This window comes from Microbacterium sp. LWH10-1.2 (assembly GCF_038397765.1).
In the GTDB taxonomy this organism is placed as follows: domain Bacteria; phylum Actinomycetota; class Actinomycetes; order Actinomycetales; family Microbacteriaceae; genus Microbacterium; species Microbacterium natoriense.
Genome location: NZ_CP151638.1, coordinates 2,001,984 through 2,015,827, shown reverse-complemented (window position 1 = coordinate 2,015,827; position 13,844 = coordinate 2,001,984). Strand labels below are relative to the sequence as shown.

The 13,844-nt window shown below is 71.0% G+C and carries 12 protein-coding genes; 8 read left to right on the top strand and 4 right to left on the bottom strand.

Translation table 11 applies throughout. The features are described 5' to 3' along the window. Positions 1-85 precede the first annotated feature (85 nt). Both MRBLWH10_RS09695 and MRBLWH10_RS09690 read left to right on the top strand, forming a co-directional pair. The gene (locus tag MRBLWH10_RS09695) at positions 86-3,124 is read left to right on the top strand and encodes a glycosyltransferase (RefSeq protein WP_341942526.1); all 3,039 of its coding nucleotides are present in this window, start codon (positions 86-88) and stop codon (positions 3,122-3,124) included. Next, the gene (locus tag MRBLWH10_RS09690) at positions 3,121-4,506 is read left to right on the top strand and encodes a DUF5719 family protein (RefSeq protein WP_341942525.1); all 1,386 of its coding nucleotides are present in this window, start codon (positions 3,121-3,123) and stop codon (positions 4,504-4,506) included. The genes MRBLWH10_RS09695 and MRBLWH10_RS09690 overlap by 4 nt, the downstream gene beginning before the upstream one ends. A 9-nt stretch (positions 4,507-4,515) precedes the next feature. Here the strand turns inward: MRBLWH10_RS09690 and MRBLWH10_RS09685 are convergent, their stop codons facing one another. Continuing rightward, the gene (locus MRBLWH10_RS09685; RefSeq protein ID WP_341942524.1) at positions 4,516-4,944 is read right to left on the bottom strand and encodes a hypothetical protein; all 429 of its coding nucleotides are present in this window, start codon (positions 4,942-4,944) and stop codon (positions 4,516-4,518) included. Between the two features lie 80 nt (positions 4,945-5,024). Between MRBLWH10_RS09685 and MRBLWH10_RS09680 the strand changes: the two genes are divergently transcribed. The 5 genes from MRBLWH10_RS09680 to ahcY all read left to right on the top strand — a co-directional run bounded on the left by MRBLWH10_RS09680 (position 5,025) and on the right by ahcY (position 9,670). Further along, positions 5,025-5,231: a DUF3499 family protein gene (locus tag MRBLWH10_RS09680; protein WP_105672472.1), complete on the top strand. Its 207-nt coding sequence runs from the start codon at positions 5,025-5,027 to the stop codon at positions 5,229-5,231. 62 nt (positions 5,232-5,293) lie between these two features. Further along, a complete protein-coding gene (locus MRBLWH10_RS09675) occupies positions 5,294-6,238 on the top strand; it encodes an HlyD family efflux transporter periplasmic adaptor subunit (protein WP_341942523.1) in 945 nt (314 codons plus the stop codon). Next, the gene (locus MRBLWH10_RS09670) at positions 6,235-6,993 is read left to right on the top strand and encodes an ABC transporter ATP-binding protein (protein ID WP_341942522.1); all 759 of its coding nucleotides are present in this window, start codon (positions 6,235-6,237) and stop codon (positions 6,991-6,993) included. Before MRBLWH10_RS09675 ends, MRBLWH10_RS09670 begins: the two co-directional genes overlap by 4 nt. Further along, positions 6,990-8,204, top strand: a complete 1,215-nt coding sequence (locus tag MRBLWH10_RS09665; protein ID WP_341942521.1) for an ABC transporter permease — start codon at positions 6,990-6,992, stop codon at positions 8,202-8,204. The genes MRBLWH10_RS09670 and MRBLWH10_RS09665 overlap by 4 nt, the downstream gene beginning before the upstream one ends. A gap of 20 nt (positions 8,205-8,224) precedes the next feature. After that, a complete protein-coding gene (ahcY, locus tag MRBLWH10_RS09660) occupies positions 8,225-9,670 on the top strand; it encodes an adenosylhomocysteinase (RefSeq protein ID WP_341942520.1) in 1,446 nt (481 codons plus the stop codon). Positions 9,671-9,679: 9 nt separating this feature from the next. Here the strand turns inward: ahcY and MRBLWH10_RS09655 are convergent, their stop codons facing one another. Then, the gene (locus MRBLWH10_RS09655; RefSeq protein ID WP_105672467.1) at positions 9,680-10,489 is read right to left on the bottom strand and encodes an RDD family protein; all 810 of its coding nucleotides are present in this window, start codon (positions 10,487-10,489) and stop codon (positions 9,680-9,682) included. Positions 10,490-10,505: 16 nt separating this feature from the next. On the opposite strand from MRBLWH10_RS09655, the gene MRBLWH10_RS09650 reads away from it, so the two are divergent. Next, a complete protein-coding gene (locus tag MRBLWH10_RS09650) occupies positions 10,506-11,498 on the top strand; it encodes a stage II sporulation protein M (RefSeq protein WP_105672466.1) in 993 nt (330 codons plus the stop codon). A 63-nt stretch (positions 11,499-11,561) separates the two neighbouring features. Here MRBLWH10_RS09650 and MRBLWH10_RS09645 read toward each other — a convergent pair whose 3' ends face one another. Beyond that, the gene (locus MRBLWH10_RS09645; protein ID WP_341942519.1) at positions 11,562-12,869 is read right to left on the bottom strand and encodes a DUF58 domain-containing protein; all 1,308 of its coding nucleotides are present in this window, start codon (positions 12,867-12,869) and stop codon (positions 11,562-11,564) included. Further along, entirely contained in the window at positions 12,870-13,793 is a 924-nt protein-coding gene (locus tag MRBLWH10_RS09640; RefSeq protein ID WP_341942582.1) for a MoxR family ATPase, read from the bottom strand. It lies immediately after the preceding gene. Between the last annotated feature and the right edge of the window lie 51 nt (positions 13,794-13,844).

Genomic DNA, 13,844 nt, shown 5'->3' with positions numbered 1-13,844 from the left:
CCACCGCATCGCGCATCACCGCTTCGCGGGCGCGCCGCACCCGCTGCTCCAGCCGCCCCTTGTGCGCGCTTAGGCTGACCACGTCATGCCAGCCCGAGTACACGCCATCATCGTCGCGCGCCCCGGATCATCGGCCCGTGCCCAACTGCTCCGCACCCTGGACGCACTGCGCGCCCAGTCGACCCCGCCCGCGGCGATCACGCTGGTCGTGTGCGGTGATGCGGGATCCATCCGCCAGAGCGAGGTCGTCGCGGCCACGGTCGAGGGGATCATCGCAGCCCGCAGCGGCACGTCGTTCGCCGACGCCGTCGAGCTCGCACGTCCTCGTGTACTGGAGGGCAGCGCGATCTGGCTGCTCGCTCAGGACACCGCGCCCCACCCCCGTGCGCTCGAACGCCTCGTCGGCAGTCTCGAGCGCTCGCCGTCGGCGGCGATCATCGCGCCGAAACTGGTGCAGACCGACAACGATCGGGAGATCGTCTCGCTCGGAGTGAGCATGACCGCCCTCGGGCGCTCCGTGGAACTCGCCGCGGGCGAGCTGGATCAGGGGCAGCACGACGGCAAGGACGATGCGCTGGGGGCCGACATCCGCGGCATCCTGATCCGCGGCGAGGTGCGGGACGCCCTCCGGCCGGATCGTGCGCTCGCGGGGGCGGATGAAGGCCTCGACCTCGGCGTGCGCGCACGCCTCGGCGGGGGCCGTGTCGTCCTCACACCCTCCGCGCGCATCGCCGTCTCACCCGACGGTCCCGCCGCATTGCCCGCAGGGGGCGCCCGTCGCGCGTACGCGACCAGGACGGCCCAGCTGCATCGTCGTCTCGCCTACGCGCCGGCGATCGCCCTCCCGCTCCACTGGCTGACCCTGCTTCCTCTCGCTCTCTGGCGGTCGATCACCCATCTCATCGGGAAACGCCCTGAAGCCGTGGCTCCGGAGTGGGGAGCCGCACTGACCGCGATGTTCCGCTTCGGCGCCGTCAGCCGCTCGCGGCGCGGCATCCGCTCCTTCCGCACATCGAGCTGGGCGAGCGTCGCCCCTCTCCGCGTCACCCGTGGCGACCTCCGGCGCAGGCTGGACGACGGCCACGGAAGCGAGGGCGGCGCAGTCAGCGAACTCCGCTTCTTCTCGGGGGGTGGGGCCTGGGCCGTGCTCGCAGCTCTCGTGGTGAGCATCGCGACGTTCACGACCCTCCTCGCCTGGCCCGTGCTGGGCGGCGGCGCCCTGCTGCCCTTGCGCACGACGGTCGCGGCGCTGTGGGCGGATGCGGCGTGGGGTCTGCGCGGCGTCGGCGTCGATCTGATCGGACCGGCGGATCCGTTCGCGGCCGTCGTCGCCGTCCTCGGCTCCCTGTGGCCGGCCGGACCGTCCTTCTCGCTCGTGCTGCTGTGGATCCTCGCTCTGCCGCTCGCCGTCCTCGGCGGCTGGTTCGCGGCCACCCGGGTGACGGATCGCTCAGGGCTGCGGATCTTCGCCGGCGTCGTCTGGGCGCTCGCGCCCACCTTCCTCGCCGCGCTCATGGACGGGCGTCCCACCGGCGTCCTGGTCCACCTGCTGCTTCCCTGGCTCTTCCACTCCGCCGTCGTCGCGCACCGCTCCTGGGGAGCAGCCGGCGCGGCCTCCCTCCTCTTCGCAGCGGTCGCCGCCTGCTCGCCCTCTCTCGCCCCGGCCCTGCTGCTGCTCTGGGTGGTCGCGATCGGCATCACCCTCGGCGGCGCACGCATCCGGGGCGCGGTCCGGCTGCTCTGGCTGCCGGTGCCCGCGATCGCACTGTTCGCGCCGATCGTCATCTGGCAGCTCCGGCACGGCAGCCTCCTCGCTCTCCTCGGCGATCCCGGTCAGATCTGGGCTGGTCCGCAGGCCGCCGCCGATGCCGCAGGGCGCCTCGCCCTCGCCACAGGCTTCCCGACGGCATCGTTCGGAGACTGGACCGCCGTGGTGGGCACGCCGCTGGGCACATGGGCGGGCGTCCTGCTCGCCCCGCTCGCGCTCCTGGCGCTCGCCTCGGCCGTGGCACCGCGATGGCGGGCCGGGATCACGCTGCTCGTTGTCTCGCTGGCGGGGCTCGCGACCGCGTTCCTGGCCGTCGGCGTCGCCGTCTCCTTCGCCCAGGGGACTCCCGTCGCGATCTGGCCCGGGGCCGGACTCAGCCTCGCCTGGATCGGCCTGACCGGGGCCGCTCTCGTCACGCTCGACACCATGCTCACGATGCCCCGCGTGCGCGTCGTCGCCGCGGTCGTCTCCGCCCTCGCCGTCCTCGTCTGCGCCGTACCGTCGCTGCTCTCGTTCCACGGCGTCCTCGGCGAGAAGCCGGTGCTCACGGGCGGTCCCTCCTCGACGCTCCCCGCCTACGTGGCGGCGCAGGCGGAGGGCGAGAAGCCGGTCGGAACGCTCGTCCTCACTCCACAGAACGACGGAGGTCTCGCGGCGGAGGTCGCCTGGGGCGTCAGCGAGACGCTCGGAGCGCAGAGCACGATGCTGACCACAGCGACCGACATCCGCGGAACCGACATCACCACGCTCTCCGTCGATCTGCTGTCGGCACGCGATTTCGACGCGGCGGGGAAGCTCGGTGAGCTCGGGATCGGCTACGTCCTTCTCGCGAAGGTCGCAGACGGGGAGGGGGACCGCGCGCTCACGCTTCGCACGTCGGCGGTCACTGCCCTCGACCAGCGGGCGGGCTTCGTGCAGGCCGGCAACACCGCGCGCGGTGTGCTCTGGCACCTCGAAGCGGATGCCGCCGAACGGGCCGAGCTCTCCGCAGGCGAGCATGCGACGGCGCGCCTCGTCACGACGGTGCAGCTGGTGCTGGTCTTCGCTGCACTGCTGCTCTCCATCCCCACGCGCTCCTCCCGCCGTGCTGCCCGAGCGCAGTCGCGCATCGTGGGACGCACGCCGGACGAGCCGATGGTTCTGCCGCGACACGCGGAGGACAGGGAGTTCGAAGACGCCTACCCCGCGGGCGACCCCGCATTCGATGATCGCGCGACTCAGGATCCGGAGCCGGTCGATGACCCGTCGCCGACGGATGCCGGTGCAGAGGCGGCGTCGACGGATGCCGGTGACGAGCCGGAGCCGGACGAGCCGGTGGTGCGGGATCGCACCGAGACGCCGGAGGAGGAACGATGAGCGGCAACCGGACGATCCGCGTGGTGGCGACGAGCGCCCGCCTTCTCACAGGGGCCGCGGTGGCCGTGGCCTGCGTGGCCGGGGTGGTCGTGGCGATCACCGCGCCCTGGCCGTCGGTGTCCGCCCGACCCGCGCAGGCGGAGGTGACGCCGCTGCCCGGCGACACCGTGCTCGTCTGCAACGGCGACTTCCGCGCGCTCGGGCGTGACACATCCGATCCGCTCCGCATGGACTCCGCGGCGAGCCCCCGCTTCACGATGGAGGGCACGGAGGGCGAACCGGAGATCGGTTCGCTGACCGCGGGAGACCTCGCGGGCGCCGGCGAGGTGCGCCGTCTGACCGGGGCCGTCGAGGGGCGGAAGGCGCCGCTCATCGGCGCGACGGAGTCGGTGACGCTCCAGGCGGAGGATCTCTCCGGGTTCGCGGCGGCGCCGTGCCGCGAGGCGAGTACGGAGTCCTGGCTCATCGGCGGGGCCGTCGTGACGGGCGCCGAGGATCTCGTCGTTCTGACGAACCCCGGTGCGGTGCCCTCCACCGTGACCCTCACCGTGTACGGGGCCACGCGCACGTCGACGACGTCGATCGTCCCCGCAGGAGCCCAGGTCGCTCTTCCGCTCGCGGCGATCGCCGGCGGCACCGCTGCTCCCGTGGTCAATGTCACGGCCACCGGGTCTCCGGTCCGTGCGGTTCTGCAGTCGTCGCTCATGCAGACCCTCGACCCCGTCGGCGTGGATCTCCAGGACGCGGTCTCCGCCCCGCAGCAGCATCCGGTGATCCCCGGGGTGCAGATCTTCCAGAACGAGGGCGACGACAGCTCCGCCAACATGCTGCGGCTCTTCTCGCCGGAGACCGAGACCCAGGCCACCGTCACGATCCGTGCGGTCGGCGACGTCGAGGCGTCGGCGGTGTTCCAGATGGACATCCCCGCAGGGGTCGCGACCGATGTCGGGCTCCCCGACCTCGACCCGGGCCTCTACACCGTGCAGGTCGACGCGGAGTCCGCGGTCCTGGCCGGTGTGCGCGTGCAGGACGGTGCGGGTCCTGGCAGCGACTTCGCCTGGGCGATGCCCGCGCCGGAGTTCACCGGTGAGACTCTCGCCGCCGTGCCGTCAGGCCCTGCCGCAGTCCTCGTCCTCACGAATGACGAGGCCGAGGACGTGCAGGTCACCGTCGGCCCGGTGGGCGGAGGCGGAGGGGAGAAGCAGGTGACCGTGCCCGCTGGCTCTTCGGCGTCGGTCGATGTGACCGACGGCACCGTCTACTCGGTTCGCAGCGCGGCGCCCGTGCACGCGTCGGTCTCCATGACCGGTGACGGCGCGCTGGCGGTCTGGCCCGTGTGGCCTCCTGCGGGGGCCGAGAAGAGCGTCGTCGTCTACCCCTGAGCCGCGTGCTCAGTGGTCGTGGCCGAGGTCCCAGGGCTCGCGGCCGACGTACTCCGCCGCTGCGCGGAACACGGCGCCTTCTATGGCCATGCGCCGATGGGCTGCGTCGTCGTGACCGGGCGGCAGCAGCCGCTCGATCGGCAGCCGGAACAGAACGATGCGCCGGTTGTCGCGGTCGAGGTACCAGCGGGGCACCTCGTCTCCCGATTCGTACAGCGGCATGGCGCCGATCTCGAAGCGCACGTCCTGCAGTTCGCTCCACGTGCCGCGCAGGAACTCCACCGCCGTGCCGACGGTGAGGTCGAACCGGTCGATCCGCCCGTCGAGCGGGGCGAGGGGAGGCCGGACCACCTCACTGCGGCCGAGGCGGCCGTGTCGGCCGTGACGGGCGCCCCTCCGCGGAGCGGCGGAGGCGCGATCGGCGCGACGACGGGGCATGTTCAGAAGTCTAGGCGGTGTGCCTCCGCATGCGGCGCGGCATCCCCCGACCGGCGTCCGCCGGACGTAGCCTGGCGGTGATGGACGGAAGACTCTGCTCGAAGGTCGGCTGCGCTCGCGAGGCCGTGGCGACGCTCACCTACGACTACGGCGATCAGATGGCGGCTCTGGGGCCGCTCGGCATCGCGCACCACGCCAACGCCCACGACCTGTGCGCGCCGCATGCCGACAGGCTGTCGGTCCCCGCCGGCTGGCTCGTCGTGAGGCACGAGGCTCTTCGCGCCTGAGCATTTCTCTATACCCGGAAACCATTTTCTGGTTATGCTGACTCCCGGCGCGCCAAGGTGGCGTGGCCGGAAAGGCAGCCGTGATCGTCTGGCGTCGCTGGATCTTCCCTCTCCTTCTCGTCATCGTGCTCGGCGCGACTGCCGTGGCGCTCGTGAAGATCGCGTTCTTCCCTGACCAGACCGTGACGGCGGTCGTACCCGAGGCGGCGATCACCGATCCGGTCATCGCGGTCGAACGGGGATCCGTCGTCAACGAGCTCTCGCTCAGCGGCAACATCGCGCGCGACGACGCGTTCACCGTGCGCAGCGAGATCACCGGGGCCGTCACCGCCGTCCACGTCGGCGAGGGCGCGACGGTCGCCGCCGGCCAGAAGCTCTTCACGATCACGCAGGACGACCCGAAGAAGGACATCGACGTCCTCGCGCCCGAGGCGGGCGAGATCTCCGAGATCGCGCTCGTGAAGGGGCAGCCCACCAGCGTCGGGACCGAGATCTACAAGATCACCCCGGCCCGGTATCACCTGCTCGCCACCGTCGAGCCCGTGCAGCTCTACCGGCTCGTGAACGCGCCGACCGAGGCATCCGTCACGATCACCGGAGGACCCGCGCCCTTCACCTGCACCGGAGTGCGAGTCGAAGTGAGCCCAGAGGGCACGGCGAGCGTGCGATGCGCGATCCCGACCGATCAGATCGTGTTCGCAGGACTCCCGGCCACGCTCGATCTCGCACTCGGGAAGGTCGATGACGCCCTCGTGATCCCGGTGACGGCGGTGCAGGGCGGAGCGGGCAGCGGCAACGTGTGGGTGGATGCCGGAGACGGCGCCGACCCCGAGGAGCGCGCCGTCACGCTCGGCGTCAACGACGGCACCATCGTCGAGGTGGTCTCGGGTCTCGATGAGGGGGAGTCGATCAGGCAGTTCGTCCCCGGCTTCGTCGCCCCCGTGCAGGAGAACTGCTACGAGGTCGCACCAGGGGTGGAGCAGTGCGACAGCGGGACGAACTGGTGACCCTCGTCAGGCTCGACGACGTCACCAAGAGCGTGACGCTCGCCGACGACTCGACGCTCGAGATCCTGCGCGGCATCAGCCTCGAGGTCGGGGCGGGCGATCACGTCTCGATCGTCGGGCGCTCCGGCTCGGGGAAGTCGACCCTCCTGAACATCCTCGGGATGCTGGACGCCCCGACCACGGGAACGGTCGCCTTCGAGGGCACGGAGGTCCGGCGCATGCGGGCGGGAAGGCTCGACCGGCTGCGCGGGAACAACGTCGGCTTCGTGTTCCAGCAGTTCAACCTGCTCCCGGGGCGGACGGCGCTCGACAACGTGATGATGCCGCTCGGGCACGCACGCGGTCATCTGTTCTGGAACCGCCGCCGGATCGCGGCCGATATGCTCGAGCGCGTCGGACTCGGGCATCGCACCGCACAGATCGCCGACCGGCTCTCCGGCGGCGAACAGCAGCGGGTGGCGATCGCCAGGGCGCTGGTGCGCAGGCCCGTGCTGATCCTCGCGGACGAGCCCACCGGCGCGCTCGACATCGACACCGGGGCGTCCGTCATGGCGCTTCTCGACGAGGTCGCCACCGAGACGGATGCCGCGCTCGTGACGATCACGCACGATCTCCACGTCGCCGCACGCGCGCGGCGGCACTATCGACTCGATGCCGGACGCCTGGAGACGGCCGATCTCAGCCTCGCGTTCGAGGCGTCGACGCTCGCGGCGTCCGTGCCGTCATCCGCCTCCGAACCGGAGGAGGCATCGTGACCGGCATCCTCGGTGCTCTGGCCGACGCCTGGGCGGAGATCAGGGTTCACAAGCTGCGGGTGCTGCTCAGCCTGATCGGCATCGCCGTCTCGGTCGCGGCGCTCACCGCGGTCTTCGCGTTCTCGGAATATCAGCGCCAGTATCAGACGGAGCAGTCGGACAGATCCGGTGGGCGTGCAGCGACCCTGGTCGTCAGCCAGATGAGCGAGGACGGCGCACCCGTCGACCTGGACGCCTTCGACGCACGCGTCGCCGGCGCCGCCGCGCGGTTCGACTTCAGTCACGCGGCGAGGGTCGTGCAGGGGCTCAGCGTGCCCGTGGCGCTGCCCGACGGCATCGTCGACGTGTACGCACGGCTGTACGACCCCGTGTACCCGCAGATCCACCGAGAGGAGCTGCTCGACGGGCGCTGGCTCGCCGACGCGGACGTCGAGGCCCTCGCGCCACCGGTGATCATCACGGAGGCGCTGTGGGAGAGGATCGGCAGGGTTCCCCTGGCACAGCATCCGACGCTCTCGCTCGCGGGTCCGGCCGGCGGCACCTACCAGGTGGTCGGTGTCGTCCCGCGTCAGGGATACATGGACGACTCGCTGCGGGTGGACCTCCTCTTCGACTCCTACCGAGCGAGGGTCGACGCCCTCCCGGAAGGCGCCCAGGTGCAGTACGAGGTGTGGGTCTCGCAGAGCAGGGTCGACGAGATCGCGCCGGTGTTCGCGATGGATCTGCGGGCCGGTCTCCCCGAGGGCCAGACCATCACGGTGAGCCGTTCGGACTGGGCCGCGCAGCCGGGGAACGTGAACGCGATGGCGACGTTCGAGATGGTCGTCGGAGGCATCGCCGGGGTCATCCTCGCGCTCGGCGCCCTGAGCCTGATCAACATCCAGCTCGTCGCCATGCGGCAGCGCGTGCGTGAGATCGGGGTGCGCAGGGCGTTCGGGGCGACCTCGGGGCGGGTGTTCGTCTCGGTGCTGCTGGAGAGCCTGGTCGCCACGACGGTCGCCGGCGTGATCGGGATCGCGATCGTCGTGGCCGTCCTGCGATCGGACTGGGTGGTCACCTCGATGTTCTACGGGATCCAGGACATCCCGCCCTTCCCGATGCGCGCGGCCATGATCGGCCTGATCGCCTCGGTCGCGGTCGGCGCCGTGGCCGGATTCATCCCGGCGATCGTCGCGCTGCGGGTGAAGGTCATCGATGCGATCCGGTTCTGACGGGATGACAGAATAGGGGCATGCCCGAGCTCGAGTACCGCGTCGCCGATCTGTCCCTGGCCGAAGCCGGCCGCCACCAGCTGCGGCTTGCAGAGAACGAGATGCCGGGGCTCATGGCCCTGCGCGCCGAGTTCGGTGCGGCGCAGCCGCTCAAGGGCGCGCGGATCGCGGGTTCCCTGCACATGACCGTGCAGACCGCCGTGCTGATCGAGACCCTGACCGCTCTCGGCGCCGAGGTCCGCTGGGCGAGCTGCAACATCTTCTCCACGCAGGACGAGGCCGCCGCTGCTGTCGTCGTCGGCCCGACGGGAACCGTCGACGCCCCGGCCGGTGTGCCGGTGTTCGCGTGGAAGGGCGAGACGCTCGACGAGTACTGGGCCTGCACGGAGCGGATCTTCGACTGGTCGGCATCCGGATTCGACGGACCGAACCTCATCCTCGACGACGGGGGAGACGCGACGCTCCTCGTGCACAAGGGCGTCGAGTTCGAGAAGGCCGGAGCCGTGCCCGCTGCGACGGATGCCGACTCGCACGAGTACACGATCATCCTCGACCTGCTCCGCGCCTCGCTCGCCGCGTCAACCGACCGATGGACGAAGATCGCCGCCGGACTCATCGGCGTGACGGAGGAGACGACGACCGGCGTCCACCGCCTGTACGAGCTCGCGGCCGCCGGCGATCTCCTGTTCCCGGCGATCAACGTCAACGATTCGGTGACCAAGAGCAAGTTCGACAACAAGTACGGCATCCGCCACTCGCTGCCCGACGGCCTGAACCGTGCGACCGATGTGCTGATGGGCGGCAAGGTCGCGTTCGTCTGCGGCTACGGCGACGTCGGCAAGGGTGCAGCGGAGGCCCTGCGCGGGCAGGGCGCCCGCGTGATCGTCAGCGAGGTCGACCCGATCTGCGCCCTGCAGGCCGCCATGGACGGCTTCCAGGTGGCGCGTCTCATCGACGTCGCAGGCGCCGTCGACATCGTCGTGACGGGCACGGGCAACCGCGATGTCGTGACGACCGAGCATCTGCTGGCGCTCAAGCACCTCGCGATCGTGGCCAACGTCGGTCACTTCGACAACGAGATCGACATGGCCGGTCTCGAGGCGCTCGACGGAGTCTCGAAGGTCGAGATCAAGCCGCAGGTGCACGAGTGGCGCCTCCCGAACGGACGCAGCGTGCTGGTGCTCAGCGAGGGCCGTCTGATGAACCTGGGCAACGCCACGGGCCACCCGTCCTTCGTGATGAGCGCCTCCTTCGCCAACCAGGTGCTGGCGCAGCTCGAGCTGTTCACGAACATCGAGGCGTATCCGACCGGCGTCTACACGCTGCCCAAGGCTCTCGACGAGAAGGTCGCCCGCCTGCACCTGGATGCTCTGGGCGTGCAGCTCACGCGACTCAGCGACGAGCAGGCCGCCTACATCGGCGTCCCCGTCGAGGGGCCGTACAAGCTGGAGCACTACCGCTACTGAGCGGGATGCTCAGACGCCGACGCGACGACCGGTCAGCTTCTCGGCGCGCGCGCCGGCGTTCTCCAGCGCGCGGCGCTCGCGCTCGCGGCGCAGCACGGTGACGCCGACGAGGACGACCTCGGGCGGCGCGGCGGGGATCGGCGAGACGAACGGCGAGGCTTCGGCCAGCAGCTCCCTGGCCACGCGCTCGCGTGCGGACGGCGTGAGGCGCGGCGCGCTCACCAGGAACTGCGAGATGCGGCGGGCGAGTCGATCGGGGAGACGCGCGACGTCGGCGATCTGCGCCCAGCCCGCGAGCATCGGGGGAAGGACGGGCGCCAGGGGGACGAGCTTCGGGGTGCGCACGCGCTGACTGTACGTGCCGGCCACCATGTCGCCCAGGCGCTGCGACCGAGCGCTGAACGCGCCGGCGAGGACGGCGACGCCGCCGAGGGTCATGTAGATCTCCAGCACGCCGAGCAGCGCGCGGATGAAGGCGTGGCGGAAACCGGTCGCTCCGCCGTCGAGGCGCACGATGCGTCCTCCGACGGCGAGCTTCCCGAGGCTGCGTCCCTTCAGAACGACCTCCATCGTGATCGGCAGCACCACGAAGCTGACGATGATCGCCATGATCGAGGCGATCGTGTCGGTCGCCTCGTCGAGCACGCCGATGCCGAGCAGCCACAGACGCACGAAGATCCACATCACGAACACCGCGACGCTGACGAGGATGTCGATGATCGCTCCGGCCGCCCGCAGCACGAAGCCGATCGGCTGCACGTCGATCGCCACGGCTTCGCCGGAGAGCATCTCGTCTGACGTATCGAACGGCACGGACATGAGTACAGTAAATCAGGTGGATGCCGATGCGCTGACCGATGCACGCCGCGCCGAGTGGGAACGACTCGACGAACTGAGCCGTGCACGGCTGGACGGCGCCGGCGTCGACGAGCTCATCGTGCGCTACCGCGCGGCATCCGCGGATCTCGCCGATCTCAAGACCTCGGTCGGAGAGTCCCCGCAGGGCGCGTACCTGTCGACGATCCTGATCAGGGCGCGGCTGCGGCTGACCGGAGCGTCCGACAACGTCCTGACCCTCGCCGCCCGCTTCTTCGCCAGGCAGCTTCCCGCGGCGCTGTACCGGCTGCGCTGGACGACCCTCGTGATCGCCCTGTCGTTCATCGCGATCGCCGTCGGCACCGCCGTGTGGATCTCCAGCGACCCGGCCCTGATCGCGACGCTCGGCACTCCGGCCGACCTGAAGCAGTACGCGGATGAGAGCTTCACCGGGTACTACACCGAGAACCCGGCTGCCGTGTTCATGGGCATGGTGTGGTGGAACAACTTCTGGATCGCCCTGCAGTGCGTGCTGTTCGGGATCACGGGGATCTGGCCGGTCTATGCGATGGTCCAGAATGCGATGGGCCTCGGCGTCTCCGGCGCGGTCATGGCCGCGCACGACCAGGTCGACGTCATGATCCTCTACATCCTGCCGCACGGGATGCTGGAGATGACGAGCATCTTCGTGGCCGGCGCGGGCGGGCTGCACCTGTTCTGGGCGTGGGTCGCGCCGGGCCATCGGACCAGGGGGGAGTCCCTCGCCGCCGAGGGACGGTCTCTCGCGACCGTCGCGATCGGCCTGATCTTCGCGCTGTTCCTCGCCGGTCTGATCGAGGGTTTCGTCACGGGATGGTCGCTGCCCTGGCCGGTCAAGATCGGCATCGGCGCCGCGGCGCTCGCCGTGTTCCTCATCTACATGCTCGTCATCGGAGGTCGCGCCTACCGTCGAGGCGAGACCGGAGACCTCGTGGAGTACGAGGCCGGCACTCCGCGGCTCGTCGCCGGCTGAGTCGACTCCTGCGCGCCGGGCGAAGGCCCCGACGTGCGAGGGATCGACGCGCGGCAGCGCGGTTCAGAGCCGTCCGGCGGCCTTCAGCTCGAGGTAGCGGTCGGCGATGCGCGGGGGGAGCGTCTCCGGATCTGAGGCGATCGCCTCGCCTCCGGCGCGTCGGATCGCGTCGGCCACGTTCTCGGCGTCGCGCATGGTGCGCTCGGCCGCTGCGGCGAGGTAGACCTCCTCGCGCGAGTCGCGCCTCCTGGCGAGGTCCGAGATGCCGTCATCCGTCACCGAGCCGACGAGGATCGAGGTCGCCCGCGACGCATCGGGGAAGGCGCCGAGGAAGCCTCGGGCCGACTCCGCGGCATCCTGTGCGGTGAGCACGACGATCAGCGAGGGGCGCGTGGTGAGCGTGCGGACGGCGGCGAAGGCGCTCGGCCAGTCGGTGTCGACGAGACGCGCGTGCACGGGGGCCATCGCGTCGGTCAGCGCCGGGAGCAGCGCGGCGCCGTCGACGCCCGTGACTCTCGCGCGCACGACACGGTCGTACATGAGCAGGTGCACGTGGTCTCCGGCGCGGGTCGCCAGGGCGGCGAGCAGAAGCGCGGCCTCGAGGGCCGCATCCACCCTGGTGCCGTCGCCGACGCGTGCGGCGGCCGTGCGGCCGGTGTCGATGATGATGACGACGTGACGATCGCGCTCGGGCCGCCAGGTCCGCAGCATCGTCGTGCCCGCGCGTGCGGTCGCCCTCCAGTCGATCGAGCGCACGTCGTCGCCGCGGACGTACTCGCGCAGCGAGTCGAACTCGGTGCCCTGCCCTCGGACCTGGATGCTCGTGTTGCCGTCGAGCTCCCGCAGCCGTGCGAGCCGCGAGGGCAGATGCTTGCGGGAGGAGAACGCGGGCAGCACGCGGATCGCACCGCGAACTCGGTGCTTCGACTGCCGGCCTGCGAGGCCGAGGGGACCGCGCGAGCGGATCACCACGAACTCGCTGACGAGCTCGCCGCGTCGGCGGGGGAGCAGGGGGATGTCCGCGCGACGGCGTTCGCCCGCAGGGATGTTCAGGCGCTGCCGCTCCGGCCCGGCGCCGGCGGTCGGCTGCCAGGCGTCGCGGATGAGGGCGTGCAGCGTGCGCGAGCCGAGATTGTGCACCGCGACGCTCACCGGGACCTGCTCGCCCAGTCGTGCTCGCGCGGGCACCCGGCGCGTCACCACGGCTCTCGCGGGGCTCGCCGCCGTGAGCACGTCGACCGCGACGAGAACCGCGCACAGTCCCGCCCAGATGCCCAGCGCGGCGTACCCCGAGTAGCCCGCGAGTCCGGCGAGGACCAGCGGGATGATGCCGATGCCGAGAGCGACGGCGAGGCGACCGGTGACGAACACCTAGATCGGCACCCTGGTCTGCTGGACGACGGAGGTGAGCACGGCATCCGCCGAGACGCCTTCCATCTGCGCGTCCGGGCGCAGCTGGAGCCTGTGCCGCCAGACCGGCACCAGCATGGTCTGGATGTGGTCGGGGGTGACCGCGGTGGAGGAGTTCAGCCAGGCCCACGCCTTCGCCGCCGCGAGCAGGCCGGTGGATGCACGAGGGCTCGCACCGAGCTCGACCGACGGGGACTGCCTGGTCGCTCTGGCGAGGTCGACCACGTAGCCGAGCACGTCGTCCGTGACCTCGACGAGGGAGGCCGCCGCCTGCGCGGCGCGGATCTCGTCGGCCGTCACGACGGACTCGACGCCGGTGAGCTCACGCGGCGAGAAGCCCGAGGCGTGCCTGCGGAGGACGGAGACCTCCGCGTCGCGCTCCGGCATGCCCACCACGAGCTTCATGAGGAAGCGGTCGAGCTGCGCCTCGGGCAGCGAGTACGTGCCCTCGTGCTCGATCGGGTTCTGCGTCGCGGCGACGAGGAACGGGTCGGGCAGGGCGCGGCTGACGCCGTCTGCGGACACCTGGCGCTCCTCCATGGCCTCCAGGAGCGCCGCCTGCGTCTTGGGCGGAGTGCGGTTGATCTCGTCCGCGAGGAGGATGTTGGTGAACACCGGGCCCGCGCGGAAGTCGAACTCGCCGGTGCGGGCGTCGTAGACGAGGGAGCCGGTGACATCGCCGGGCATCAGGTCGGGGGTGAACTGCACGCGCTTCGTGTCCAGGCCGAGGGCCCGTGCGAACGATCGCACGACCAGGGTCTTCGCCACGCCGGGCACGCCCTCCAGGAGCACGTGCCCGCGGGCCAGCAGTGAGACGAGCAGGCCCGTGACCGTGCCGGCCTGGCCGACGACGGCCTTGTCCACTTCGGCGCGCACGCGATGCATCGCCTGCCGCAGCTCGGCGTCGTTGAAGTTCTCAGCGGTCACGTGTCGTCC